15 protein-coding genes are annotated in these 24,093 nt (G+C 66.0%); 8 read left to right on the top strand and 7 right to left on the bottom strand.

What is annotated here, in order from left to right; genetic code table 11:
- Positions 1–15 precede the first annotated feature (15 nt).
- On the bottom strand, positions 16–10,662 hold the full coding sequence (locus FAS41_RS07205) for a VCBS domain-containing protein (RefSeq protein WP_138520920.1): 10,647 nt from the start codon (positions 10,660–10,662) through the stop codon (positions 16–18).
- A 311-nt stretch (positions 10,663–10,973) separates the two neighbouring features.
- Here FAS41_RS07205 and FAS41_RS07200 point away from each other — a divergent pair, with 311 nt between their 5' ends.
- Together FAS41_RS07200 and FAS41_RS07195 are read left to right on the top strand one after the other, a co-directional pair.
- Positions 10,974–12,602, top strand: a complete 1,629-nt coding sequence (locus FAS41_RS07200; RefSeq protein ID WP_138520919.1) for a mechanosensitive ion channel family protein — start codon at positions 10,974–10,976, stop codon at positions 12,600–12,602.
- Positions 12,603–12,689: 87 nt separating this feature from the next.
- Positions 12,690–13,478, top strand: a complete 789-nt coding sequence (locus FAS41_RS07195; RefSeq protein WP_138520918.1) for an SDR family NAD(P)-dependent oxidoreductase — start codon at positions 12,690–12,692, stop codon at positions 13,476–13,478.
- Position 13,479: 1 nt separating this feature from the next.
- On the opposite strand, the gene FAS41_RS07190 is transcribed toward FAS41_RS07195, so the two are convergent.
- Together FAS41_RS07190 and pdxR are read right to left on the bottom strand one after the other, a co-directional pair.
- A complete protein-coding gene (locus FAS41_RS07190) occupies positions 13,480–13,770 on the bottom strand; it encodes a putative quinol monooxygenase (protein ID WP_138520917.1) in 291 nt (96 codons plus the stop codon).
- A gap of 290 nt (positions 13,771–14,060) precedes the next feature.
- Positions 14,061–15,494 (bottom strand): MocR-like pyridoxine biosynthesis transcription factor PdxR, encoded by a 1,434-nt coding sequence (pdxR, locus tag FAS41_RS07185; protein WP_138520916.1) that lies wholly within the window; start codon positions 15,492–15,494, stop codon positions 14,061–14,063.
- Positions 15,495–15,641: 147 nt separating this feature from the next.
- Here pdxR and FAS41_RS07180 point away from each other — a divergent pair, with 147 nt between their 5' ends.
- Positions 15,642–16,082 (top strand): carboxymuconolactone decarboxylase family protein, encoded by a 441-nt coding sequence (locus FAS41_RS07180; protein ID WP_138520915.1) that lies wholly within the window; start codon positions 15,642–15,644, stop codon positions 16,080–16,082.
- 76 nt (positions 16,083–16,158) lie between these two features.
- On the opposite strand, the gene FAS41_RS07175 is transcribed toward FAS41_RS07180, so the two are convergent.
- A complete protein-coding gene (locus FAS41_RS07175) occupies positions 16,159–17,325 on the bottom strand; it encodes a YbfB/YjiJ family MFS transporter (RefSeq protein ID WP_138520914.1) in 1,167 nt (388 codons plus the stop codon).
- Positions 17,322–18,194 (bottom strand): LysR family transcriptional regulator, encoded by an 873-nt coding sequence (locus FAS41_RS07170; RefSeq protein WP_138520913.1) that lies wholly within the window; start codon positions 18,192–18,194, stop codon positions 17,322–17,324. The genes FAS41_RS07175 and FAS41_RS07170 overlap by 4 nt, the downstream gene beginning before the upstream one ends.
- A gap of 93 nt (positions 18,195–18,287) precedes the next feature.
- On the opposite strand from FAS41_RS07170, the gene FAS41_RS07165 reads away from it, so the two are divergent.
- Complete coding sequence (locus FAS41_RS07165) at positions 18,288–19,346, top strand: NAD(P)H-dependent flavin oxidoreductase (RefSeq protein WP_138520912.1); 1,059 nt, start codon at positions 18,288–18,290, stop codon at positions 19,344–19,346.
- A gap of 100 nt (positions 19,347–19,446) precedes the next feature.
- Here the strand turns inward: FAS41_RS07165 and FAS41_RS07160 are convergent, their stop codons facing one another.
- A complete protein-coding gene (locus FAS41_RS07160; protein WP_138520911.1) occupies positions 19,447–20,337 on the bottom strand; it encodes a DMT family transporter in 891 nt (296 codons plus the stop codon).
- A 94-nt stretch (positions 20,338–20,431) separates the two neighbouring features.
- On the opposite strand from FAS41_RS07160, the gene FAS41_RS07155 reads away from it, so the two are divergent.
- Positions 20,432–21,229: an AraC family transcriptional regulator gene (locus FAS41_RS07155; RefSeq protein ID WP_138520910.1), complete on the top strand. Its 798-nt coding sequence runs from the start codon at positions 20,432–20,434 to the stop codon at positions 21,227–21,229.
- 3 nt (positions 21,230–21,232) lie between these two features.
- On the opposite strand, the gene FAS41_RS07150 is transcribed toward FAS41_RS07155, so the two are convergent.
- Positions 21,233–21,769: an RNA polymerase factor sigma-70 gene (locus FAS41_RS07150; protein ID WP_138520909.1), complete on the bottom strand. Its 537-nt coding sequence runs from the start codon at positions 21,767–21,769 to the stop codon at positions 21,233–21,235.
- A gap of 347 nt (positions 21,770–22,116) precedes the next feature.
- Between FAS41_RS07150 and FAS41_RS07145 the strand changes: the two genes are divergently transcribed.
- From FAS41_RS07145 to FAS41_RS07135, 3 genes are read left to right on the top strand one after another with little or no spacing between them, the layout of a single operon-like run.
- Positions 22,117–22,326, top strand: a complete 210-nt coding sequence (locus tag FAS41_RS07145) for an MbtH family protein (RefSeq protein ID WP_138520908.1) — start codon at positions 22,117–22,119, stop codon at positions 22,324–22,326.
- 3 nt (positions 22,327–22,329) lie between these two features.
- Positions 22,330–23,052 (top strand): thioesterase II family protein, encoded by a 723-nt coding sequence (locus FAS41_RS07140; RefSeq protein ID WP_138520907.1) that lies wholly within the window; start codon positions 22,330–22,332, stop codon positions 23,050–23,052.
- 21 nt (positions 23,053–23,073) lie between these two features.
- Positions 23,074–24,060, top strand: a complete 987-nt coding sequence (locus tag FAS41_RS07135; RefSeq protein WP_138520906.1) for a TauD/TfdA family dioxygenase — start codon at positions 23,074–23,076, stop codon at positions 24,058–24,060.
- The last annotated feature ends 33 nt before the right edge of the window (positions 24,061–24,093 follow it).

The raw sequence follows: 24,093 nt of genomic DNA, 5'->3' as shown, positions 1-24,093 counted from the left end.
TTAATCGCTTTTTCCTCATTGGCCGCCGCTCCGACGCTGGGCTGCTTCGCGCAGCTGGGCGCGGAAGCCCGGTGCGGTCTGCGCGGCCTTGTCCGGCTGGCCGACCATGTCGGCGGGGAAGGGTGCCCAAAGTGATGGGTCGGGCAGCAGGCCGTCGGCGGAGAGGCTGATCACGCCGTGGCGGCCGTCCACCCAGTTCTTGTCCAGGTCGCTGGCGCGTCGACTTTCGGCCACGGCGCGGGCGACGAACTGGCCCTTCACCTGTCCCAATTGATCGCCCAGCGACGGGCTATCGATCTCCGGGGTGGCGAAGAACTCGACATTGCTGCCGTCGGCGCCCCAGCCGGAGAGGGACAGTCGCTCGTCGACGCGCTCGACCACCGGCTGTACGAAGATCGCCGGGTCGACGTCGGGTATCCGGTCGCGCGGATAACCATCGTCGCCGAAGCGGTCGAAGTGTGGTCCCGGCGGGATGTACGGAGTGGCGATATCCAGGGTGATGGTCAATTGCGCCTGGTCGGTGAGGCCAACCAGGTCGCTGATGGTGTAGGTGAAGTAGTCCTTGAGGATCTGCCCCAGCCCGGCGGCGGCCAGTACTTCGCGGTTGCTCTGGTCGATGGTGTAGGTGTAGCTGCCGTCTGCGTTGAGCACGAGGGTTCCGTAGCGCCCGGCGATGGGCTGGCCGACGACCCCGGCGGTGCCGCTGCCGTTTTCCTGCCCGGTGCGGATGCCGGTCACGCTGATGGAATCACCGCCGTCCACGTCGCTGTCGTTAGGCAGTACGTTGCCCGTGGCTTGTGGCGCCGGGGTCTCGTCGCTGGCGAAGTTGCTGTCGTCGCGGGCGACCGGGTTGTCGTCGGCGCCCTGGATGGTCACGGTCAGGCGTGCATCGGAGGTTGCTCCGGCGGTATCGCGCATGCGATAGCCGAAGACTTCCGTCAGCGTTTGCCCGGCGGTGCGCAGCGCCTGCACGGTGGGATTGGCGTTGTCCACCAGGTACTCGAAGCTGCCATCGGCGTTGATCAGCAGCTTGCCGTAGAGGCCTTGCAGCACGTTGCCGGCGTTGGCCGATGTGCCGTTCTGGTTGGTGTAGTAGACGACCGTCTTGGTCTCGCCGTACTGCACGCCGTCGACATCGGTGTCGTTGTCCAGCACGTTGCCGCGCGGGTCGACGCCCGGGGTGCCGTTGTTGACGCCACCCGCTTCCACGGCGGTGGCAACGTCATCGCTGGCAATCGGCGTGTCGTTACGGCCGTCGATGGTGATGGTCAGCAGGCCGGGCGTGGCGCCACCCCAGATGTCCGCGCCCAGGTAGGTGAACTTGTCCTGCAGGGTCTGCCCGCTGGCACGCAGGGCTTCGACTTCCGGCAGGGTGTTGTCCAGGGCGTAGCTCCAGCTGCCGTCCTGGTTGAGCGTCAGCGTGCCGTACTGGCCGCGCAGCGTCTGGCCGGGAGCGGTGACGCTGGTCGACGTCGGGCTGTCGCCAGCCCAGAAGGAGACCACGTGCATCACGTCCTGCGGGATCGTGGTGATGGTGTCCGGGTCGGTGTCGTTGGCCAGCACATTGCCCGATGGATTGCTGCCCGGCACGTTGTTGTGCAGGCCACCGTCCTCCACGGCGGTGCCGAAGTCCGGTTCGGTGACCGGCGGTTCGTTGCGGCCCCGGATGAGGATGATCAGGGTCGCGTGGTCGTCGAGGTTGCCGTCGTCGGTCACCTGGTAGGTGAACGATTCGATGGCGAAGGCCAGCGGGCCGAGGGCGATGATGGTCGGGTTGGTGCTGTCGACGAAGTACTGGTAGCTGCCGTCGGCGTTGATCACCAGGGTACCGAAGGCGCCCTGGATGGTCTGCGGGCTGCCGGGCACGACAGGCACGGTGTTCACCTGGGCACCTTCCGGGCCTTTGGCGATGGTGGTGACGACCATATGGTCGCCGGCATCGACATCGGTGTCTTTGCCGATACCGTCGAAGATCCCGGTCAGGCCGGTGATCACGTTGCCGGTGGGGTTGCGACCGCCACTGCCGTCGAGGTTGGCCACGGCGTAGTTGATGTCGTCGTTGGCCACCGGGGCGTCATAGCGGCCTTCGATGGTGATGGTCAGCTGGGCGATGGAGCTGGCGCCGTCGGTGTCGTGCATGCGGTAGGTGAAGGATTCCACCAGGCTGTCGCCGAGCTTGAGCGCCTGCACGGCGGCGAGACTGTCGTTCACCACGTAGGTATAGGTGCCGTTGGCGTTGAGGGTCAGGGTGCCGTAGCTGCCGGCGATGACGCCGCCGCTGGCAGTGAGGTCGATCAGGGTTCCGCCGGCAGCCTTGGTGCCGGTGCGGAGGGCGTCGACCACTTTGGTTTCGCCGTTGGGGACACTGTCCACGTCGGTATCGTTGTCCAGCACATTGCCGCTGGCCGGAGCGCCGGGGGTACCATTGTTGGTGCCCCCGGCCTCGATGGCGGTGCGGGTGTCGTCATTGGCGATCGGCGTGTCATCGCGGCCATGGATCACCACGGTGAAGCTGGCCGTCACGGTCTTGCCATTGCCGTCGCTGACGCTGTACTGGAAGACATCGCTGAGGGTTTGCTGGTTGGTACGCAGGGCCTCCACCAGCGGGTTGTTGTTGTTCACCACGTAGCGGTAGTTGCCCTGGGCATCCAGCACCAGGCTGCCATAGAGGCCCGTCAGGCTTTGCCCGACGGTGCCGGCGGTACCGCCGGCGGTGGCGATGCCGGTGATGGTGAGGGTATCGCCGTCCGGATCGCTGTAGGACGAGCGGATGCTGCCGCTGGGGTCCAGTCCCGGAGTGCCGTTGATGAGCCCACCGGCCTCAATGGCGTCGACGTTGACCGCGTTGACCTGCGGCGGGTCGTTCACCCCGGTCACGGTAATCACCAACTGCGCCTGGTCGGTCAGGCCGCCGCTGTCGTGGATGCGGTAGGTGAAGATCACGTCCAGGCTCTGGTTGGCGGCCAGGGCGCGGATGGCCGGGTCGGAACTGTTGACCACGAAGAGGTAGGCGCCATCCACGCCGATGACGAGCCGGCCGAAGTCGCCGCTGATGAGCGTGCCGTTGGCCAGCCGTGCAACCGTGCCGGTAATGCCGGTGATGCCGGCGACGGTGGTGAGGCTGCCGCCAGCGGTTTCCAGGCCCGAACGCACGCCGTCGACCCGGAGCTTGTCGGCGTTGGGCTTGTCGGCGTTGTCGACATCGGTATCCACGCCGGTGCCAGGGGTGCCCGTGATGACGTTGCCGGTGGCACTGGTCGCTGGTGGGCTGTTGTCACTGGCACCGGCGGTGGCGGTGTTGTGGTCGTCTGCCGCCACCGGGGCATCGTTGGCACCCTGGATGGTGATGGTCAGGGTGGTCAGCGCGCTCAGGCCGCCCTTGTCGGTGACCTGGTAGGTGAAGTTCTCGGTGATCGTTTCGTTCGGCGAGAGGGCCTGTACCGCCGCGTTGCTGTTATCGATCACATAGCGGTAGGAGCCGTCGGCGTTGATGGTCAGGGTGCCGAACGCCGTTTGCAGGACGGCGGGTGCTCCGGTGGCGACCGGGAAGATGCGGCCGCCACCGGGCCCGTCGTAGCGTGCCAGGGTGACCGACTTGGTCTCGCCCAGTGCTACCGAGTCGACGTCGGTGTCGGCGCCAGCGCCGGTGACAGGGACACCGGTGAGCACGTTGCCGGTCGCATCCTGGCCTGGCGTGCCGTTGTTGGTGCCGCCGGCCTCGATGGCGGTGCCGAAGTCGGGAACGCCGATCGGGGTGTCGTTGGCGCCGTGGATATCGACGGTGAAGGCAGCCGAACTGGCGAGATTGCCGAGGTCGGCGATGTAGTAGCCGAAGGAGTCGCGCAGCATGTCGGTGCCGGTGCGCAGGGCCTGGACGGCGGCGTTGTTGTTGTCGACCACGTACTGGTAGCCGCCATTGGCGGTGATGTACAGCGTGCCGTAGCGGCCGGCGAGGCTGACGACGGTGCCATCGTTCGGGACGTTGACGCCGGCGCCGGCGGCATTCTCCAGGCGGGTCACGCGCAGCACATCGTTATTGGTGGCGATGTCGACGTCGGTGTCATTATCCAGCACGTTGCCGGTGGGGTTGACCCCGGGGTCGGCGTTGAGGCTGCCGCCGGCCTCGACAGCGATGGCAACGTCCGGATGGGCCACGGGCGCGTCATTGACCGGGTCGATGATGATGTTCATCTGGTCGGTATCGCTCAGGGCGTCGGCCGGGTTCTGCCCGGGTGTTCCGTCCCCGGTCGTGGGGTGGTCGCCGAAGTTGCCCTGGTCATTGGTGACCATGGTCAGCGTCTCGGCGTCGCGGAAGGTGTTGAAGTCCTGATTGCCCTTGTAATAGAGCTGGCCGAGCAGCACGTTGATCTGCGCGAGGGTGCCGCGCAGCACCAGGGTGTTGCTGGCGCCGGCGGGCGGGGTCGCGTCGGGCGCCGGGGTGGTGGCACTGGTCCAGAGCACGCCGTGCAGCACCGAGAGGGTGACGGTGAGCTCGCCGTTGCCGGCGTCCACGTCGCTGATCGCCAGACCGCCGATGTGCAGCACGGTGTCTTCCTGGCCGTGCTGGTCGGAGATGGTGTTGATCGGTGCCTCGTTGAGGTGCACGTAGCCGAAGTTCGCCTGGCCGGTCGGGCCGTCGGTGGCGGTACCGCCGTCCAGGGTCAGCTCGACCCGGTTGAAGGTGTTGCCAGCACCGTCGGTGTCGATGCGTACGTTGAGGGTGTTGCTGGGGTCACCGGCCACCGGATTGCTGACCTGCGCCGCAACGTCGACCCGGTACAGGCCGCTGGGCAGGATGCTGAAGACGTATTGGCCGTTGGCGTCGGTGGTGGTGGTCGCCAGTTGAGCGTCGTCGCCGGTGCCGAACAGACCATCGGCGCCAGCCCAGGTCAGGGTAACGGTCTGGTTCGCCAGGCCGACCCCATCGGGTGTGGTGCTGCTGGTTGCCGAGGCGGTGTCGTCCCAGAGGGTTCCTCGTACCACGCCGAAGGCGATGCCGACGCTCTTCACGTAGTTGTTCAACACACTGTTATCCGGGCCGGGCCCGTCCTGCCCGGTGCGTTCGCCGCTGGCACTGCCGGCCGCGCCGACCGCCGAGCCGCCCCAGCTGGTGAAGCTCTGCGGCAGGCTGGTCCAGGTCAGCACCGCGGAGCTGGCGGCGTTGTTGGCGATGGGGTTGTCGGGCACGGTGACGCTGTAGCGGAAGCTGACCTTGTCACCGACGTCGAGCTTGGCGATGTCCAGGCCGATGCCGTTGGCCGGGTCCGGATCGATGGTAAGGGTCAACCCGGCCAGGGTTGCATTGCCGCCGGGTAGGAAGTCGGCGAGCGTGTAAATGACGCTGGTGCCGCCGGCATCGGTAATGGTGACGCTGACGAACTGGTAGTTGCTGCCGCCTGGCAGCTTGTCCTGCAGATGGACATCGTAGGCCGGCACGTTGCCGTTCTGCTGGAAGCTCACTTCCAGGGTCGCGTCGGTGGTGTTTCCGGCATTCAGGGTCAGATCGATCACCGACTTGGTCGGATCGGTGAAGCCGGGTTCGACCACGGTTTCGTAAAGAACGCCGCTCTGACCACGCGGTTCGGTGTTGCCGTCGACGTACTCGCTGACCTGCATGCCCAGTTGGGTGCCGGCCTGGTTGCCGACGGTATTGCGCACCCGCACGTTGAAGTCGATGACCACACCTTCGATGTCGTCGTCGCCCGGCAATTGCTCCGTGTTGGTGAGGTTGCCCAGGCTGATGGTGATCCGCTGGCCATTGTTGATGCCTCCGGTCTGGGCGATGGAGTACAGGGAGGAGTTCAGTACCACGGTCGGGCCGGGCCAGGCGCCGGGGTTGGACGGGTCGACCGGCACATTGGGGTCGATCGGCTGGGCCACGCCACTGAGCTGGTTGCCCTGGATCCACAGGCCGGCCACTGTGTTCGCGTCCAGCAACGGGTTGCTGCTGTTGAGGCCGCCTTGCGTGGAGGAAATGAAGGCGATGAGCACTTCGTTGAGGTCGGCGGCAAGAAATTCCAGGCCGGGCGCCAGGTCGATGACGATCTGGTAGTTGAGGTTGCCGGTGCCGCTGGAGGCAATCTGCACGGCTACGCGGTAACGGATCACCTCGCCAACCGCGACCGTCTCGACGGGGGCCGAGGTATCGACCGCGCCGCTGGCATTGGTGGCCGGCGGGGTATCCGGCATGCCGCCGACGCGGGAAACGAGGATCTGGTTGGAGACCGGGATCAGCAGCGTGTGGTCGATGTCGTAGTCGTTGAGCACGCCGCTGTGGAGGATGCCGTCGACGCCAGTGCGCTCGCCGCTATCGGGGCCGTCCAGGCTGGTCCACTGCACGGCGGCTATGTTGCGCATGACCGGTACGGTACCGACCTGGCTGTTGACCACCCCGGACAGGCTGATGACGATGTTGCCGCCTGCAGACAGGTCCACCTTGCCGACGATCTGCAGGACGCCATTGACGATGGCGAAGCTGCCTGCGGCGGCGCCGCTGATGTTGGTGATGGTGTAGTTGCTGATCTGGACCGGCAGGGTATCGAGGAAGCTCAGGTCGAAGGCATCGATGCCGCCGGTGTTGCTGATGGTGATGTCCCAGGAGATCGGCGCGTTCTCGCCGAAGCCGCCGAACGCCGGGGTGGTGGTCAGGGCCTGGGTGACCGACAGCGTCGGCTCGACGATGGTCACGCTCGGCTGCTGGCCGCTGGTCAGGGTGCGGTCGATCGCGGTGGCACCGTTGGGTGTGTCGCCGTCGGGGTCGCTGTAGACCAGTTGCGCGCCGTTGTTCAGGACCACGCCTTGCTGGTTGCCGATGACGTTGTTGGCAATCAGTACCAGGCGGATGACGAAGCTGTTGTTGCCGGTGAGGTTGTCGGCGCTGACCCCCGAGGCGTTGAACACCAGGTGGACGTCACCGCCATCGCCGGAGTCGACCACGAAGCTTGAGACATTCACGTTGCCGTTGAAGTCCTGGGCCAAGGCACCGCTGCCGGTACTGGTGAAGATGAGCTGGTAGCCCAGGCCGCCATTGAAGTTGAGATCCAGGCGCAGTCCCGGTGGTATGAGGTCGTTGATACGCAGGTTGCCGGTGGTGCCTTCGGGCAGGGTTACGACGATGTCGTAGGTCATGCTTTCGCCGATCACCAGGTTGCTGCCGGTGGTGTGGCCGGCGCTGGAGTCGTCGGCGCTGAGGCTGCCGTCCTTGTAGTTCTTGACGATGGTCGGCGCGGCTACCTGCTGGTTGGCCACCTCGGTGATATCAGTCGGGGTGAAGTCCTGGCCGCCCTCGACGCTGGCGTAGTTGGTCAGCGAAGCACTCGATTGCAGGGTGCGCGAAGCGAGGATGGCATTGTCGACGGTGACGTCGTAGGTGATCACCACTACGTTGGCGCCGGTGGCGTCATTCACCGTGCCGGCGCGCCCGGCCAGCAGCGTGGGCTGGAAGTTGGCGTCAAGGAAGGTGATAGTATTGCCGTTGACGCTGTAGTCCACTCCGGCGATCAGCTGGCTGCCATCGCCCCGGAAGATCTGCAGGTTGGCCGCTGCCAGGCTGCCATTGGCGAAGGCCAGGCCGGCGGGCAGAGTGATGCTGGTGACCACGTCGTAGGCGCCGCCGCCACCGCTGTTCTTGATCGCGGTGGCCAGGCGCAGGGTGTCGGCGCCGTCGATGCCGCTGACATTGCCGTCCACCGCCGCCAGGCTGGTGACGCTGCCGCTGAAGGGCACGCCCGTGGAGCCCGGCGGGCTCCAGGTGCCGGTGGTGCCGGTGACCGTGCCGTTGGTGCTGGAAACCACGCCGTGCTTGATGTCCAGCACGGGTTCTGCGACCGACTCGATGACCGCCACGTCAGAGGAGGTCAGCACAGTCTTGTCGACAGTGGTGGTCTGGCTCGATTGGGCCAGCACATCCAGCTCGCGCTGGTCGGCGAAGGGCTGGTCGCCCACGCGCATGGTGAACTGCACCTGCACCCGGCCACCGTTCAGGCCGCCGGAGACGAAATTGCCGAAGTTGAAGATGATCGAGTTGCCTGGGCCGGTGGTGACGCTGTCGGGCACGTCGGCAATGGTGTTGCCGGCGGTAATCAGCCACTGTCCGACGCCGGTGCCCTGCGACCAGTTGATGCCGGTGGCATCCAGCAGCGGCAGCGGCAGGTAGGCGGTGAGGGTGAAGTTCTCGTAGTCCGCTACTAGCAGGTCGTAGGTGATAGTGAAGGTCACCACGTCGCCGGGGCGCAGCTCGCCATTGGCCGGTGGGTTGCCGCCGTTCACCTGGGTCAGCTCGATGTCGACGGACGAGGTCTGGATGGTACTGGTGGTGCTGGAGCCGTCGGTCTGTTCGCCGCCGAGGTTCACCGAGTCGCGCAGCACGGTGGCGTCGACGGTGGCGTTGTTGCCGACGCTGTCGCCCTCGTTGAGCTGGTCGTGGGGTGGGTGGTCGGAGGTGTAGGTGAGGTCGACGATGGCGTCGTAGACGATGGTCAGGGTCGTAGCGCCTTCCTGCGGATCGTCGTCCCACAGGTCGCCGTACAGGGCATAGACCCCCGGTCCCTGGACAGCGGCGGCAATCGACGCGGCGATATCGAAGACCAGGGTGGTGCTGCCGTCGGCGTTCTGCGTGGCGGTATAGATCAGCGGGATGACCTGGCTGCCGCCGTGCTGCTGGATGACGATGGTCGGCGGGTTGAGGGCACTGAAGGTCTGACCGTCGCCAAGCTGGTCGGTGATGGTGAAGGTGCCCTGGCCGAGGATGTTCTTGCCGAAGGCGAAGAAGTCGGAGATGGCCACCTCCATGTTGTAGCGCAGGGTATCGCCGGGCGTCAGGCCGGCGCTGCCGATGTCGTTCTGGATGGTCACCTGCTTGAGCAGGGTGATGGACTTGGCGACGAAGGTGACGCCCTGGCCGTTGCCGGTCTCGGTGAAGGGGTAGCCGTCCGGATCGGTGGGACGGTCGCGGGTATCCAGCGGGTTCCAGTCGCCGTTGACGGTGGCGGTGCCGAAGTTGATGGTGACCGGGTTACCGGTGGCCGGGTCGATCACCGGCCGGCCGTTGGCGTCGATCTCCGGCACGTAGAAGCTGACCTGGGTGGTGCTGGCGCTGCTCAGGGTGTCGTAATGGATGGTGTAGCTGGAGACGAACGCATTGGGGTTGGCCAGCGCGTCGGCGATCTGCGTCGGATCGGTCAGCACGGTGCCGTCATGCAGGGTGATCGATTCCAGGGTGCCACCGGCACCGGGGGTGATCTGGCTGACGTGGACCTGGTCGGGCACGGTCTGGGTGACGCTGACGTTGGTCAGGGTCTGGCCGGTGGCCGGGGTCACGGTCACCGTCTGGGTGCGGGTGAAGTTCGGCCCGGTGACGGTCTCGCCCTCGGGCATGTTGACCGTCTGGGTGACCGACAACAGGGTCGGGGTGACCACGAAACTGTGCAACGTGGACTCCACCAGCGAGGGGTCCTGGGTCGGGTTGTTCAACGAGTCGTTGCCGTACTCGAAGCCGCCGCGGGCATTGATGGTGAGGTTGGGCGCACCGTCGGAGTAGGTGGTATCGGCCAGGTTGCTCAATTGCGCGGTGATCTGGATGTCGATGCCCGGCTGGCCGTTGGTGACGCTGCCATAGGGCAGTTGCAGCACGATCATCTGATCGCCCGGCTTCATGCCGACGCTAGCGGCATTGATCACCAGCGCATTGCCGTTGGCGTCCTTGGCGAATGGGTGGGTGGCATTGCCGCTGGCGTCGAAGGTCAGGACGGTGCTTTTCACCGCCTGCCCCAGGTAGGTGGCAGAGACGAAAGTGGCCCCATCGTTGCCGTCGCGGCCGGTGACCGGCATGAACAGGTCGATGTAGGGGGCGTAGCCAACCTGGGTCGAAGGGTTACTGAAGATCACATCGAAAGTGAAGGTGTCGCCCAGGCGCACGGCGGCGCCGCCGCTGCCCATGGCGACGGTGGGGCTGGCGTCTGCCAGCAGGCCCTGGAAGTCCACCAGGGTGGTCGCGCTCAGGGCGATGGTCTTGTCGACATCACCCGAGCGTACTTCGAGGTTCCAGTCACCGCCGGCACGGCTCGAGCCGGTGGCGTTGCTCGAGGCACCGACATCGGCGCCGGTCCAGCGCGCCAGCTCATTGACCAGTGCCTGGCCGGCACTGCCCGCACCCACATCACAGCCGTACAGCTGGATGTCCGCCCCGGCGTTGAGTTCGCCACGCCAGGCGCTCAGGCGCTCGCCCAGTTGGTCGACGCTCTGGCTGGTGAAGGTCTGGTTGCCGAGGGTGAATTGGCCGGTGGCGCCGTGGGAGAAGATCTGGATGGAATCGACCTTGCCCAGTTGCGCCAGGGCGTTGCTGATCGCCGCGATGGCATCCTGGCCGGCATCCACGACCAGTGCGGTGGTACCCACCGGCAGGTTGGCGGCCAGCTGGTCGCGATTTTCCAGGCGCGCATCGATGACCACCAGGTTGCGCGGGGCCGCCTGCGCGGGAGCCGCCGCCTGGGCGCGCGCTTCGACTGCCGTGGCCGGTTTGGCCGTGTCCTTGGCGTCGGCGCTGCTGTCGTGATGCTGTTGATCGACGGCCGCTGCAGCAGCTCCGTCGAACAGAATGCGTTGCTCCAGCGCCAGAGCGTGGCCGACGGGCTGGAAGAGCTTCGAGCGATATTTGGCCTGCATTTCCGTCTATCCGGCTGGTGAGTCCCTGAGGAAAGCAGTCCTACGCATATCTGCTTACGGAATTGAAACTAGTCGGGATTGGAATTTTCGCCAGCAGAACAGCGACATAAGCGACAGCGAGGTATCTGTTGTGTATCAGGTTTCTTACAGGGTCCTTCGTCGTAATCCGCGTATTCCTAGTCTCCTGAGGCGTTAACTGAGGGCGGCATCAATATTCCTCCCTGCGCAGGCGTGTCATCCGACATTGGCTACGCTTGGGCGAGAGGCCCATCAGAGGCCATGGCTACGCGTCGCGTATCAGGGAGCGGGGAATGGGGAAGAAGCTGGGAAGGTGGCTGCTCGTACTGTGGCTGGCGTTCGCCTGGGGGGGCGCTGGGTATGCTGAAGAGAAGCCGGCCGCTACGGCTGCCCCCGCCGATGCAGCGACGGAGCTCAAGGTCGGCAATCGGGCGATCCTGACGTTTCGCGCGACCTTGCTCGGCGAATCCCCTGAGGTCCGAGCCCACCGCGCCAAGGCAACCATCGAAGAGGCGCTGCAAGGGAACGAGGAGCCCAAGGTCAGCATCGACCCGATCCAGGATAGCTACCTGGTGCTGCTGGGCTACAGCCGTGCCTTCATTATCTCCCCGGCGGACCTGGACTCCCCTGGTGCTTCGGTACGCGCCGCGGCCGAGCTGGCCGCCGCCAACCTGCGCCTGGTGGTGGCGGAAAACGGCGAGGCGCACAGCCTGCGCTTCCTGTTGACCGCCCTGGGGCTGGCGGCCCTGGCGACGCTCATCTATATCGTGGCGCTGTGCGGCACCGGCTACGTGCGTAACAAACTGCTGGATCGACTGCCCGATGTCATGAGCCGACACAGCGGCAAGCTCAAGGTCGGCCATACGCCGTTACTGGGCAGTCGTTACCTGTATTACCTGGCCGGCCGGTTGATCTGGCTGGTCTACTGGCTGCTGGCCTTCCTCTTCAGCTACCAGTGGCTGAGCTTCGTGCTGTCGCGCTTCCCCTATACGCGCCCGTGGGGTGAAAGCCTCAACGTGCACCTGGTGAACCTGGCGCGTTACCTCATCAACGGCATGCTCGACGCCTTGCCCGGCCTGGCGGTGGCGCTCAGCATCCTGATCATCGCCCGCGCCATCAGTGGCTTTGCCCGTCATGTGCTGCAACGCATGGCGCGGCCCGGCAACCTGCGCTGGCTGACCGAGGAAACCCTGCAGCCGACCACGCGGTTGACCTCCCTGGCGATCTGGCTGTTCGCCATTGTCATGGCCTATCCGTACCTGCCCGGTTCCGGCACCGAGGCCTTCAAGGGCCTGTCGGTACTGGTCGGCCTGATGATCTCCCTGGGCGCGTCCAGCGTCATCGGCCAGGCGGCGTCCGGGCTGATCCTCACCTACTCGCGCACCCTGCGGGTCGGCGAGTTCGTCCGTATCGGCGACAACGAAGGCACGGTCACCGAAGTCGGCGTGTTCAATACCACCATCCGTACCGGCCTGGGCGAGGTGCTGACGCTGCCCAACTCGATGATCACCGGCTCCGTGACGCGCAACTATTCGCGCATCGTGCAAGGGCAGGGCTACGTGGTGGATACCGTGGTCACCATCGGCTACGACACGCCCTGGCGGCAGGTGGAGGCCATGCTGATCGAGGCGGCGCGGCGCACCGACGGCATCCTCGAAACACCGGCGCCGCAGGTGTTCCAGACCGCGCTGTCGGACTTCTATCCCGAGTACCGGCTGGTGGCTCAGGCCATCCCCAGCGAGCCGCGTCCGCGCGCGCTGTTGCTCAGCGTGCTGCACGCCAACATCCAGGATGTGTTCAACGAGTACGGCGTGCAGATCATGTCGCCGCACTACCTGGGCGACCCCCAGGAGCCCAAGTGGGTGCCGCGGGAGCAGTGGCACGCGGCGCCGGCGAAGCCCGACAACCCGACGGGGCGTTGACAACGCCAACTCTCATCTATCCTGATCGGTCCACGGACGCACGGCGCAACGCCGCCGCCCATCACTTCGCCATTGCCGGAGACACCCATGAACCTGCACCTCACCGACAAGCTCGCCCTGGTCAGCGGTTCGACCAAGGGCATCGGTTTCGCCATCGCCCAGGGCCTGGCCCGCGAAGGGGCCCGAGTCATCGTCAATGGCCGAAGCCAGGCCTCGGTGGACGAGGCGTTGCAGCGCCTGCGCGCCGGGCAGGCCGACGCCCAGGTGGAAGGCTTCGCCGGGGACCTGTCGGACCCGCAGCAGGTTGCGGCGTTGGTGCAGCGCTATCCGTCCGTGGACGTGCTGGTGAACAACCTGGGCATCTTCGATCCCAAGCCCTTCGAGGAGATTCCTGACGAGGACTGGGTGCGCTTCCTCGATGTGAACCTGCTCTCCGGCGTGCGGCTATCCCGTGCCTACCTGCCAGGGATGAAAAAGAACAACTGGGGACGAGTGGTGTTCATCAGCAGTGAGAGTGGGATGGTGATTCCGGTGGAGATGATCCATTACGGTGTCACCAAGACCGCCCAGCTCAGCCTGTCCCGCGGGCTCGCGGAAACCTGTGCCGGTACCGGCGTGACGGTGAACGCGGTACTGCCGGGGCCGACCGCTTCCGAGGGCGTCAACGAGTTCGTGGAGAAGCTCTCCGGTGGCCAGCCATTCGCTGAGTTCGAGGCGGAGTTCTTCCGCAGCGCTCGCCCCAGTTCGCTGCTGCAGCGCTTTGCGCGCCCGGAGGAGGTGGCGAACCTGGTGGTCTACGTCTGCTCCGAGGCCTCATCGGCCACCAATGGCGCGGCCTTGCGGGTGGACGGCGGGGTGGTGCGCTCGCCGTTCTGAGTCACTCGGCGCTGCGGCTTTCGAACTCCAACCCCAGCGCCAGTTCGCCGCTGCCGAGGCGGCCCAGCCACTGTTGCGCTTTCGGGCCAGACAAGTGCGCGTCCAGCTCGGCCTGGCTGGCCCAGCAGGTACTCACCTGCCAGCGATCGGCGGCCAGCGCCTGCAACTCCCCGGACTGACAACCGGGCTGCTGACGCACCTGCACCAGCAGCTCACTCAGGTGAAGACCCAGTGCGGCGGCCTGGCCGGGGAATGCCTGGACGCGGACGATGGCAATGGCGGACGGGGACATGGCGAGGCTCCTTTCTGTTGGCCGGATGAACGGCCATTGGGCACTGAGGTTGCGATCCGATAAAGGCCGGAACCGGCTTTCAAACCGATGCTGACAGGGTAATGGCGTAGTTCCCTCGCCTGAACCGCCAATTCCCGGGAAAACCATTGGGCCAATACGCCCTGCGTGACGAACCTGTAGGAGCGAGCTTGCTCGCGAACAAGCTCCGTGCCATGCGGTTCGCGAGCAAGCTCGCTCCTACAAAGGCACAGCATGTGAGGGGGCTGTGCGTAGGAGCATGAGGGTATGGCTCAGGCCAATTGCTGCAGCAGGTCGCGCACCTTGTCCAGCGCCGGGTCGATGTCCAGTGTGTCGATGGCGCCGAAGCCCAGCAGCAGCCCTTCGCGCACCGGCGCCTGGTGGTGGAAGGGCGCCAGGCCATAGAGGCCCACTTCGACCTTGCGTGCCAGTTCGGTGAGCAGCGCGACGTTGATCGGCTGGCGCAGCAACGCGGTGAGATGGAAGCCCGCCACCGAAGGCACTGTCTCCAGCCAGGGCGCCAGGTCGCCCTGCAGCCTGGCGAGGATGCGTTCGCGGCGCCCGGCATAGATGCCGTGGCAGCGGCGAATGTGCTTGAGCAGGTAACCCTCGCTGATGAACTTGGCCAGTGCCCACTGCGGCAGCGTCGAGCTGTGCCAATCGGAAATCTGCCTCGCGCGCACCAGCGCCGGGAACAGGCTGGGCGGAGGGATCAGGTAGCCCAGGCGCAGCTCGGGGAGCAGCACCTTGGAAAAGGTGCCGATGTAAGCCACTACGCCATGACGGTCGAGGCTCTGCAGCGCGTCTGTGGGCCGGCCTTCGTAGCGGAATTCGCTGTCGTAGTCGTCCTCGATCACCAGTGCACCCAGCTCCAGCGCCCGCGCCAGCAGCGCCGCGCGCCGTGCCGAGCTCATCGGCATGCCCAGCGGGAACTGGTGCGAAGGCGTGGTGTAGATCATCCGCGTGCCGTCGGGAATCAGGTCGACGCAGATGCCCTCGGCATCCACCGGCACGCTGGCCACCTCGGCGCCGAGCGTCTGGAAGATCAGCCGCGCCGGGGTGTAGCCGGGGTCTTCCATGGCCACCTTGTCACCGGGGCGGAGCATTATCCGGGCGAGCAGGTCCAGCGCCTGCTGCGCGCCGTTGCAGACCATCACGTCATCCAGTTGGCAGTTCACGCCACGGGCATAGGAGATGTGCCGGGCGATGCCGTCACGCAACGGGGCGATGCCTTCGGGCGCGCTGTAGTGCCCGCGCGGGCCGGCCATCTGGCGCATGGCATGGTTCACGCAGCGCCGCCATTCCTCCTGGGGGAACTGCAATTGGGTGGTGGCGCCGCCGATGAAGTCGGCTTTCGCCGTGCCGGTCGTGCCGGGATGGCGCAGACGGGTGTCGAGGTTGGCCCAGCGATCGATGTTGTCCTGGCTGGCGAAGCGCACGCCGTCCTGGCGCCGGTCGTGGCGTGGCAGGCGAGTGTTGACGAAGGTGCCGCTGCCGATCTTGCCCACCAGGATGCCTTCGTAGGTGAGCTGGGCGTAGGTGTCGGAGATGGTCTTGCGCGAGATGCCGAGCTGCTCCGCCAGCAGACGACTGGGCGGCAGGCGGGTGCCCGCGGCGAGGCGCCCGGAGTCGATGGCTTCGCGCAACTGGCGATAGAGTTGCCCGGCGAGATCCTTCTGGCCGTGGATGATCAGGTGCAGCTCCAAGGGCGAACTCCGGGGCAAGGTAGTTGCGCAAGCGTAGCGCTGGCACGTGGCCCGGTGAAGTTGCGTGGTCGAATTCCCCGGTATTGGACACCTGCAATGGCAAGGTGGCGGCGCACAATAGCCGGGTCATCCCCTGGAGTTCCCATCATGGAACCGCGTCTGGACTACTACACCGCCTCGCCGGAAGCGCTGAAGGCGGTGCTGGCGCTGGAAGCTGCCATCTTCGAACTGTCCGTGGAAAAGCCGTTGCTGGAGTTGGTGCGCCTGCGGGTTTCGCAGGTGAACAACTGTGCTTTCTGCGCCGACATGCACGCCATGGAGGCCCGTCGCAACGGGGAGACCGAGCGGCGTCTGTTTGCTGTCAGCGTCTGGCGCGAGTCGCCATTCTTCACCGAGCGCGAACGGGCGGCACTGGCCTGGTGCGAGTCGGTGACGCTGTTGTCCGAATCAAAGGTGCCGCTGGAGGTCTTCCAGCTGGCGCGCGAACAGTTCAGCGAACGAGAACTGGTGGACCTGACCGTGGCCATCGGTGCGATCAACGTGTGGAACCGCCTGGGCGTCTCCTTTCGCCAGCAGCCGCCGGTCTGAATTGGCCGACGTCGGCTGCTTTATGTAGGAGCGAGCTTGCTCGCGAAAGGAGTTCCAGGCAGCCACAGTGTTGAGGCTATTCGCGAGCAAGCTCGCTCCTACAGGGGGCAGTACGGCGCAGTGGCAGGCAGAAAAACGCACCTACCAGCAAAGCGCTGGCGGCAGCCCCCAGGGCCGGGATGAAGCTGCCGGTCAGCCCGCGCAGGGCGCTGGCGGCCAGCGGCCCGATGATCTGCCCGACACCATACAGTGCTGTCATCGCGGCGAGCATGTTGAATCGAACCTGCGCGGCAACCATACGGGCCGCCGGCATGGCGATGGTCACGGTTCCCATGAAGCTGCCGCCCACCAGCACCGCACTGCCCAGATAAAGGAAGGCCGAGTCGCCCAGCGCCGGTAGCATCACGCCGACGGCCTGCACCAGCAGGTTCAATGCCAGCGCGCGACGACCGCCAAGCTTCAGGTGCAGACGGTGCCAGAGGAAGCACGAGGGTGCAGCCCCCAGGCCGAACGCAGCCCAGACCTGCAGCGGGTCGATGGCTCCCAGGCTGCTCTTCATCAGCAGCGGCAGGTAGGTGGCGGTGATGATGTAGCCGAAGCCGGCCAGGCCATAGACCAGCAGGATGATCGGCGCGGACAGCTCCGGCGCCACCCCCGCACCGCTCGCCGTGTGATGCGGCTTGGCCGGCGCCTCCCGGCCGAGCGCGGGTGCGGCCAGCAGCGACAGCACCAGCCCGGCCAGCGCCAGAACGCACCAGATCGCCGCGCTGCCGAGGCCAAAGGCGTTGCCGGCGGCGATCAGTTCCGCCGAGACCAGGATGCCGATGCCCACGCCAGCGAACATCATCGGGGCCCCATGGCTTTCGCCCATGCTCTGCAGCAGCCATTGCGCGGCGCTGACCAGGGCCATGGCGCTGAGCACGCCGGCCAGCAGGCGTACGCCGATGGCAAACCAGGCGGGTCCCGGAAGGGCCATGGCGGCGAGGGTGGCCAAGGTGCCGACCAGGGCAATGACGCAGATTCGCGCGGCATGTCGTTCGTGACTGCGTGACAGCAGCAGCGCGCCGAGCAGGTAACCGGCGTAGTTGGCCGAGGCGGCCAGGGAACCGCCAGTGATGCTGAGCATCCCGTCGCGCACCATCAGCGGGTAGAGCCCGGTGAAGGCGAAGCGGCCGAAGCCCATGCCGACGGCCAGGATCAGCGCCGCCGACACGGCTGCGGGCAGGCGGCGAGTGCGGCTCACGGGCGTGCCTCCAGGGTTTCCCGCCAGCGCTGGAAGGCGCCAGTGGCGTAGCCGTCGCGCCAGATCAGCAGGGTGTCCACCTCCATCAGCGGCACCACCTGCAAGCCCGGCATTTCCCGTTGCAGTTCCAGCACCGAGCGCGGCAGCACGCCGATGCAGGAACCGGCGTTCACGCAGGCGAGGATGCCGTGGTAGGAGCCCACTTCCTGCACCGCCAGCGGCGCGCCCTTGAGCCAGTCCTCCGCCAGTTGGCGGTAGGTGCAGCCACGGGTGAAACCGACCAGGGTACGAATCTGCACGTCCTCGGGCCGCTTCACCGGTGGATGGTTGCCCGGCAGCACGAGCAGCAGTTCCTCGCGGAATACCGGCTCGGCGCGCAGGCCGCGCTCCAGCTTGGTTTCGAAGCCCGGTTCGGCGCGGAGGATGTCCGGGTGGGCGATCAGGGCGCAGTCCAGCTGGCGGTTCAGCACTTCGCCGAGCAGCTTCTGGCTATGGCCGGTGGTCATGTGCAGCTCGACCTCCGGGCAGGCGCGATGGAAACGTGCCAGCGGTTCGGGCAGGCGACTGGCGGCAGAGGCTTCCATGCTGCCCACGCGCAGGCTGCCGGTGGCTCGGTCCGGATGCAGCGACTGGCGCGCCTCGTTGGCGAGCGCTAGCAGTTGCTCGGCGTAGCGGAGGAACTCGCGGCCCTGGTCGGTCAGCGTCATGCGCTTGCCGTCGCGCAGGAACAGCGCCGCGCCAAGATCCTCTTCAAGCTGGCGGATGCGCGTGGTGACGTTCGATTGCACGCGCTGCAGGCGAGCGGCAGCGCGGGTGACGCTCTGTTCCTCGGCGACGCAGCGGAAGATTTCCAGGCTGGAGAGATCCATGATTAATCTTAAATAGAGAATGTGTTGATAAGAATATTCTCTTTATGAGATGGTTAGTCAAGCGTTAATCCGTCAACCGGCGAGGACCCCGTCATGCGTATCACCGAACTGCTCGGCATCCAGCACCCCATCATCCAGGCGCCCATGGTCGGCGTATCCACCCCGGCGCTGGCGGCAGCGGTGTCCAATGCCGGAGGGCTGGGTTCCATCGGCCTGGGTGCGAGCAACGCCGCGCAGGCCCGTGCCCTGCTGGAGCAGACCCGCGCGCTGACCGACAAGCCGCTCAACCTGAACCTGTTCTGCCACCGCCCGGCCGTGGCTGACGCGGTGCGTGAGGCAGCCTGGCTGGACCACCTGCGCCCGCTGTTCGCCGAGTTCGGTGCGCAGCCGCCGGCGCAGATCACCGAGATCTACCGCAGCTTCCTGGCTGACCCGGACATGCTGGAGTTCCTCGTCGAAGCTCGTCCGGCCGTGGTCAGTTTCCACTTCGGCCTGCCGCCGCAGGCCTGGATCGACCGCCTGAAAGGCGCTGGCATTCGCCTGCTGGCCACCGCTACCTGCCTGGAGGAAGGGCGGATCATCGAGGCGGCGGGCATCGACGCCATCGTCGCGCAAGGTTATGAGGCTGGCGGCCACCGTGGGGTGTTCGAGCCGGAGAAAGACGCGCGCATCGGCACCTTCGCTCTGGTTCGCACGCTGGTAAAAGGCACCGGTCTGCCAGTGATCGCGGCGGGCGGCATCATGGACGGACAGGGCATGCGCGCGGTGTTCGAACTGGGCGCCCAGGCGGTGCAGATGGGCACGGCGTTCATCTCTTCCGACGAGTCTTCGGCCAATGCGGCGTTCAAGGCGGCGCTGCGAGGTGAGCGCGGTGAGCGCACCGAGGTGACGGCGGCGATTTCCGGCCGCGCGGCGCGGGGCATGGTGAATCGGCTGTTCACCGACCTGGGCGGCGCGGACGCGCCGACACTGCCTGACTACCCGATCACCTACGACGCAGCCAAGGCACTGACGGCCGCCGCGACCGCCAGGGGCAATACCGATTTCGCTGTGCAATGGGCCGGGCAGGGTGCGCCGCTGTCGCGGGAGATGCCGGCGGCGGAGCTGGTGGCAACCCTGATGCGGGAATTCCGCACTGGCGCGAATCTGTAGGAGCGAGGGGGACGCCTGGTTCTTGCTCGCGAACAAATTTTCCGGCGACCCTTGCGTCAAGCGGTTCGCGAGCAAGCTCGCTCCTGCGAGAACATCCGAGTCAGTGCGCGCCGATGGCGGCGGGTTTCTCCCGTGGCCGCCAGAGTTCGGCCAGCAGCACGCCGACGAGGATCAGTGCACCGCCCACCAGGTGGTAGCTGGTCAACTGCTCGCCCAGCACAACCGAGGCGATGGCAGCGGTGATCACCGGCAGCAGGTTGAAGAACAGCGCCATGCGGCTCGGTCCCATGCGCTGCACGCCCTGCATCCAGGCCAGTGCGCCGACGATGGAGGCCAGCAGCCCCGCATACAGCACCAGTGGCAGGTTGGCGGCATTCAGCCCGTGGTGCGGCGAGGCCAGGTACAGCGGCGCCAGTGCGAGGATCGCTACCAGCACCTGTAGATAGAGCATCAGCAGCGGCGGCAATGGCAGGTTCCACTTCTTCAGCAGTACGCCGTACACGCCATAGGCGAGGGTGGCGACGATCATCATGCCGTCGCCCAGGTTCACACCGTGGCTGATCAATTGCTGCGGGTTGCCCTGGGTGATCACCAGCAACACGCCGCCCAGCGAGACCAGCGCGCCCAGCAGCGCTGCGATGCTCAGCTTGTGGCGCAGCAGGATCGACGCCAGGGCGAGGGACATCAGCGGCATCAGCGACAAGATGATGCCCATGTTGGTTGCCGAGGTGAGGGCGGCGGCGTAGTAGGCCAGGCATTGGTAGACGGCCATGCCGAGCAGGCCGAGGGTGACGATCCTGCCCAGGTTGGCGCGGATCACCGGCCAGTGGGCGAGGGTGGCGCGCAACAGGAAGGGTGTCAGCAGAGCCCCCGCCAGCAGCCAGCGGAAGAAGCCGATCTCCGCCGGGGCGATCTGCCCCACGGCGAGCTTGTTGACGACGGTATTGCCGGACCAGATGACCACGGCCAGCAGGGGGAACAGGTAATTCATGGAGGAACGCTTCCGGGGATAACGAAGCGTATTGTCCGCTCGTCCGAATCGAGACGTATAATGAAAATCAGACAATCCACCCCGGCATTCGGACATGACCCGCGTACTCTCCCTTCCGCTGCCTGACATCGACCGGCTGCCTGCCGACCTCTACTTCCGCTACGACGAATTCGACGCCGGCTCGCACTCGCCCAGCCATCGCCATGCCTGGGGCCAGCTCAACTATGCGTCCCACGGGGTGATGGAGCTGGAGGTGGACGGCCAGCGCTTTCTTTCGCCGCCGCAATACGCCGTGTGGGTTCCGCCGGGACGTCTGCACAGCTGCTACAACCGCCAGGCCATCATCTACCGTTCGCTGTACGTGTCCGCCGAACTGGCCCGCAAGTTGCCGCAGTCCCCTTGCACGCTGGCGATCAGCGATATCCTCAAGGCGATCCTTTCCGACTTCGCCGCGCGAGGGGTGAACATCCCGCAGAGCCCGGCGGATCAGCGGCTGGCCGAGGTAGTGATGGATCAGTTGCAGGCTGCGCAGCCTCACGACGATTACCTGCCGTATGCCAATGGCGGCGCGCTGGGTGAGGTGCTGGCCGCGCTACAGGCTGAGCCGGGCGACAACCGCACCCTGGCGCAATGGGCCGAGCGCGTGCACAGCACCGAACGTACCCTGGCGCGGGCCTGCCAGCGGGAATTGGGGATGTCATTCGGCGAATGGCGGCAGCGCCTGCGGTTTCTCGCCGCCATCGAGGCGTTGGCATCGGGGGAGGGGGTGCAGCAGATTGCCTTCAACCTGGGCTACAGCAGCCCTTCGGCGTTCATCGCGATGTTCCGCCGGTTGTCAGGCACCACGCCGGAGCAGTATCGCTCGACCTTCCGCGCCCTGGCGGAAGGCTGAGGCTCAGCGCTTGCCGTCTTCCAGGCCCTTGAGGGTCTTGCGGCAATGGATCAGTGCGTCGCGCACCATGAAGTTCACCAGGGTCGGGGAAACGCCCAGTTCCTCGGCGATCTCCTTCTGCGTGCGACCGTGCAGGCGGTACATCTCGAAGGCGTAGCGCGTGCGCTCGGGCAGGGTCTGCAGTGCGCTGGAAATAGCCTCCAGGGTCTGCCGGTCTTCGTGCTCGATCTCCGGTGACGCGGACGGCGTCGCGATGTGCATGCCTTCTTCCTCGCTACCCGAGTAGCGCTTCTCCAGCGCCTGGCGACGATAGAGGTCGATGGCCAGGTTGCGCACCACGCGCATCAGATAGCCGCTCTGCGACTGGATGCCGGGGGTGAGGTCGCTCGCATTGAGCTTGATGTACGCATCGTGCACCACGTCTTCGGCATGGCTGCGGCAGCCGAGGATGCGTGCGGCCGCATTGATGAAGGTCTGCCGGTGGGTGGCGAACAGCTCGTGGAGAGCGGGGCGCGACTCGGCGGGCATTGGCTTGGACATGCAAGGTTTTCCTATGCGGCGGCGGAGGCGGGGACGTCCACATGGGTTGAGGCGGTCAATCTAGATCAAATGATAATTATTATCAATTTATTCGAGAGACTCCGACTATCGCTCTGCGACAGGGTTCCCACACAAGTGTGAAGATTTTTCATTCGCATCCATTCGTCAGATCTCTCGGTACATGGGTGAAGGACAAGCTAGGAAATTTCGCCGGCGCATATCTTATGAGAATTAATCGCATCCGAGAACACTAACTATTTCATTGCCTCCCTCGTCTTCATGGCAGAGCTGGAAAACATCGGTAATGGCCGGTGGCCGGCATCCCATACAGCTGAAGGAGAAAGGCGATGGCGTTCGATCGCGAAGAGGCGGTTTACAAGGTGCTGGTCAACGGTGAAGAGCAGTACTCGCTGTGGCCGCAGTACAAGGAAGTCCCCGCTGGTTGGCGCGAAGCCGGCCAGCAGGGGAACAAGGCCGATTGCCTCGCCTTCGTCGAAGCCAACTGGACCGACATGCGCCCGCTGAGCCTTCGGCAGAAGATGGCCGAGGGGCAATAACCGATGCTGCGTCTGTTCTGTCTGCCGTACTCGGGCGCCAGCGCCATGGTCTATGCCCGCTGGAAACGCCAGCTGCCGGGTTGGATCGAGGTCTGCCCGGTGGAATTGCCCGGCCGCGGCCGGCGTTTCGCCGAGAACCTGCAGACCGATCTGCGCGCCCTGGCCGGTCAACTGGCGGATGAAATCGCCGCGCGCCTGGACCAGCCCTACGCGGTCTTTGGCCACAGCCTCGGTGGCCTGCTGGCCTTCGAGCTGGCCCACGCCCTGCGCGAGCGCGGCCTGCCGATGCCGCAGGCACTGTTTGCCTCGGCAGCCTCCGCGCCGGCCCGCCGCGACAGCCATCGCGAGCTGGCGCAAGAGCAGAGCGATGCTCAACTGATCGAGCGCATGCGGCGCCTGGGCGGCACGCCTGAAGCGGTATTTGCCGACGAGGAAATGCTGCGCCTGACCCTGCCGGTGATGCGCGCCGATTTTCTCCTCTGCGGCCTTTACGACTACCGCCCCCGTGCACCGTTGGCCTGCCCGATCCATGTGTTCGGCGGCAAGGCCGACCGGCTCTCGGTGGATTCCCTGTCCGCGTGGCAGGACGAAACCAGCGCAGGCTTCTCCCTGGAGATGCTCGACGGCGGCCATTTCTTCCTCAATGCCGGCGAGGCGCGCCTGCTCGAGCTGCTGCTCGGCCACCTGCGCCAGCCCGGCCAGTCGACCAGCGCAGCGCTGGCCTGATCGATTCAAGCGGAGACCCCGATGCCAAGCTCCTCTCTGTTCGACATTGCTCCCCTGGCCGAAGCGCGCGGCGGCCTGCCGCTGCTGGTCCAGGCCCGCGGCGACGGCATCGACCTGCTCGACGCCCTGGCCGAGCTGCGCCCACTGGTGGCCGAGCGCCTGCCGGTCTGCGCCGGCATTCTCTTCCGTGGCTTCCAGGTCGGTGCGCCGGAGCGCTTCCGCGAGTTCGCCGCCGGCTTCGGCCATCCGTTGCTCAACTACGAGTTCGGCTCCACCCCGCGCAGCAACGTCACCAGCGGCGTGTATACCTCCACCGAGTACCCGCCGCACCAGCACATCCCGCTGCACAACGAGCAGGCCTATACCCGCGAGTGGCCGCTGAAAATCTGGTTCTACTGCGTGCAGGCCGCGCAGAGCGGCGGCGAGACGCCCATCGCTGACAGTCGCGAAATCTACCGCCAGGTGGACGAGGGCATTCGCCGCCGTTTCACCGAACGCGGCCTGATGTACACCCGCAACTTCGGCAACGGCCTGGACGTGGCCTGGGAACAGGTGTTCAACAGCGACGATCCGGCCGTGGTGGAGGCCTACTGCAAGGCTCACCAGATCGGCTGGGAATGGAAGGAAGACGGCGAGCTGCGCACTCGCCAGGTCTGCCAGGCGGTGGCCCGGCATCCGGTCACCCGCGACTGGGTCTGGTTCAACCAGGCGCACCTGTTCCACGTCTCCAACCTGCCGCCGGAAGTGCGCGAGAGCCTGCTGGAAATCGTCGATGAGGAAGACCTGCCGCGCAACGTCTACTACGGCGACGGCAGCCCCATCGAACCCTCGGTACTCGACGAAGTGCGCGGCGTGCTGGAGGAGGCCAAGGTGAGCTTCCCCTGGTACAGCGGCGACGTCCTGATGCTCGACAACATGCTCGCCGCCCATGCGCGCTCGCCGTTCTCAGGTCCGCGCAAGGTAGTGGTGGCGATGTCGGAAGGGCATGGGGCTGACGCAGGGGCCTGAACGCCGCACGGATAGCTCCCTCTCCCTAACCCT

Origin of the sequence: Pseudomonas nicosulfuronedens (assembly GCF_005877905.1) — a bacterium.
In the GTDB taxonomy this organism is placed as follows: Bacteria; Pseudomonadota; Gammaproteobacteria; order Pseudomonadales; family Pseudomonadaceae; genus Pseudomonas; species Pseudomonas nicosulfuronedens.
This window is presented reverse-complemented; position numbering and strand designations above follow the sequence as displayed.